The 2,438-nt window shown below is 58.4% G+C and carries 3 protein-coding genes; all 3 read left to right on the top strand.

Annotated elements, in window-relative coordinates; translation table 11 throughout:
• The first annotated feature begins 36 nt into the window (after positions 1-36).
• The gene (locus tag H5U38_14030) at positions 37-189 is read left to right on the top strand and encodes a hypothetical protein (protein MBC7188140.1); all 153 of its coding nucleotides are present in this window, start codon (positions 37-39) and stop codon (positions 187-189) included.
• Positions 190-529: 340 nt separating this feature from the next.
• Positions 530-1,015 (top strand): hypothetical protein, encoded by a 486-nt coding sequence (locus H5U38_14025; GenBank protein MBC7188139.1) that lies wholly within the window; start codon positions 530-532, stop codon positions 1,013-1,015.
• Between the two features lie 407 nt (positions 1,016-1,422).
• Positions 1,423-2,438 (top strand): hypothetical protein (locus H5U38_14020; protein ID MBC7188138.1); only part of this gene is annotated, 1,016 nt, incomplete at its 3' end.

The raw sequence follows: 2,438 nt of genomic DNA, 5'->3' as shown, positions 1-2,438 counted from the left end.
GAGGTGCGGGTGTACACGGTGGGGGGTGATCATGTGGTGACGCTTCATCATGACAGTGTGGGGCAGGGGTATTGTTGGTGGGATTTGCGGAACAAGGAGGGTTTGCCGGTGGCGTATGGGTTGTACCTGTATGTGGTGGAGACACCGGAGGGTGAGCAGCACCGCGGAAAATTTGCGGTGGTGCGGTAGAATGAAGGGGCCCCTAACGATACCAGCTCCTTAGAGTGAAGGCCTCGCTGGCCAATTTCAAGGAAGTCCTTAAGGAAACCCAGCTCCCACTCCCCAGCATGATGCACGGAGGTGCGGCGCTCGAAAATCATGCCTTGATGACATGGGTTTTTGGATTTTACTCTTGACAAAGCCTGGAGGACCCAGTAAATTATGAGCGGTGGCAAGGCGAGAATCACGCAGGGCGGAGCGTCCCGAGGGGAGGCAGATGTTGGGGAAGGGAAGACCGTGGCGAACTGGCGGAATGCGCGGAGCAGCAGGGGGATCTTGTTGCAGCAAAGAACGGTAGAGGAGGGCTTCCATGGAGAGGAAAGGGGCGACTCTGGTAGCATGGTCGCTCGTCACGAGCCTGCTGTTTGGTGGGCCGAGCCTATTGCGCACTGAGCGACAGAACTCGGGTACGGGAGCGTCGAATGTTCAGGGTCACACTTACTACTGGGATGAGGCTAAAGGGGCTTGGCGCACCGCGGGTGGGGCGGTGATCACTGCCTTGCGGGAAGGGGAAGCGTGTGCGGAGACCAGCAGCGACGCCGAGGGGCGGTACGACTTGTGTGTGTCTTCTTGCTGCAGGCCGTCTGGGACGCTCCATCTGGTAGCATCCTACGGCGATCTGCACGATTACTTTGTGACGAATCCGTGCGGCTTGATTGTCCAGCATGACTTCTATTGTATTCGGGAGGAGCAGCGAGTGCAGCCACAAGGCCAGAGAGTGTGCGCTGGGTCAGGCTATGCTGCCCTATTGAGGGTCGAGCGGGAAGAAGGTCAACATCCAGAACATCGACCGTGAGACTTGCGAAAGGCCTGGCGGTCGTCGTGCTTCTACGCTGTGGAGCGCCGGTCGCTGGCCAAACACACTATGGGGCGGATTTTGCCGTAGGCATCACAACTGTGGGGCATGTGCCTCGCATTGCGATGACGAACGGGCAGCTGGCATATCCGTTTCTCCTTGATACAGGTCTCTCTGTCACGCAGAGATACAAGGGAGGGCTCCGCTTTTTCGAATACGTTGACTTCGTGCTGGGAGTACCTGAAGGCCCCTGGACTCCCAAGGTGTATGATGAGGAGCGGGGTGATACGATAAGCCTTGGCCCAGCAGTCGCCGAGGGGTTTTCTGCTTATGGCCATGCAGGGGCACTAGGTCCCGACTGGGGCCCATGGCCTGGCTCAAGAGGCCAGCTTTTTTCGGGAGAACTAGTGGTTGGCGACCTTTTTCCAGAAACCCTTGCCCCCTACATGGCAGTCATGGCGACTTCGACGATGCCGAAGAGCTGGCCTTCTGACCCGTACGGATTTCGGCGTTGGCCTGGCCGCTGGGCAAGAGACACTCTCACCGGGAAGGCTGTGCCCGGCATGTTCGCTTCCGATGAGGAACTGTTCTTTGCCTTCACTGATAGGGGATACGCCAACCGCACTTTCAAAGGGGCCCGGGGCTACGAAATAGGCGCCAAGGTCAACTGTCAGGTTCGTGCCTTTGCGGACTCCTATGCCGCGTCCTTAGCCTTCTATGAGCTTGAGGCGATCAATCTCTCAAGCTGGTGCTACTGGGGTGTCTACCTGGGCGTGTTTTGGTATGTGGAGGCATGCCCACCCAGGGGCCCCTGCTACCACGGTGAAGTGGTGGACTATCTTCTCTCCGAGCTGGACGCAAAGTCTCAGACAATGCACCGCTATGACATGGGGTATTGGTACAAACGTCCGGAAATGGTTGAGCAGATCCGTGTGCAGCTGAATGACCCGCATCTTGTGGTTCCATATGCCGGCGTCTCCTTTCTTGAGACACCTTCGCATCCCTCAGATGGCGAACCTGGACTGACTGGTTGGCACCGGTGCCAACCGTATCAGAAAGACCAGTCGGGCGCCCTGGTGAACTACTTGGAGCGCAAGGACAGGGACCTGTGGCAGTACAAGGTGTTGAGCGGCGATACCGCTGGCCTGTCTCCGGAGCTAAAGGCTGCGTTCTTCCTACCCGACTCCAGCGGTGCCTTGGATCCCCATTTCGACAGACATGGCGTGTCGGCGAGTGTTGGTGAGAGCTGGTCGAACTGTTTCCTGATGTCCACCGGTCCTTTTGATTGGCGTGCTGGCGACACTTTGCGTTTGGTGTTTGCCCTGGTGATGGGCGATGACCTTGAGGATTTGAAGCGCAACGCGCGGACTGCGCAGCGCATGTACGAGTTGGGCTACCAGCGCTCCGGGCCACCGCCGGCGCC

The sequence above is a fragment of the Calditrichota bacterium genome (genome assembly GCA_014359355.1).
Taxonomy (GTDB): domain Bacteria; phylum Zhuqueibacterota; class Zhuqueibacteria; order JANLFK01; family Oleimicrobiaceae; genus Oleimicrobium.
This window is presented reverse-complemented; position numbering and strand designations above follow the sequence as displayed.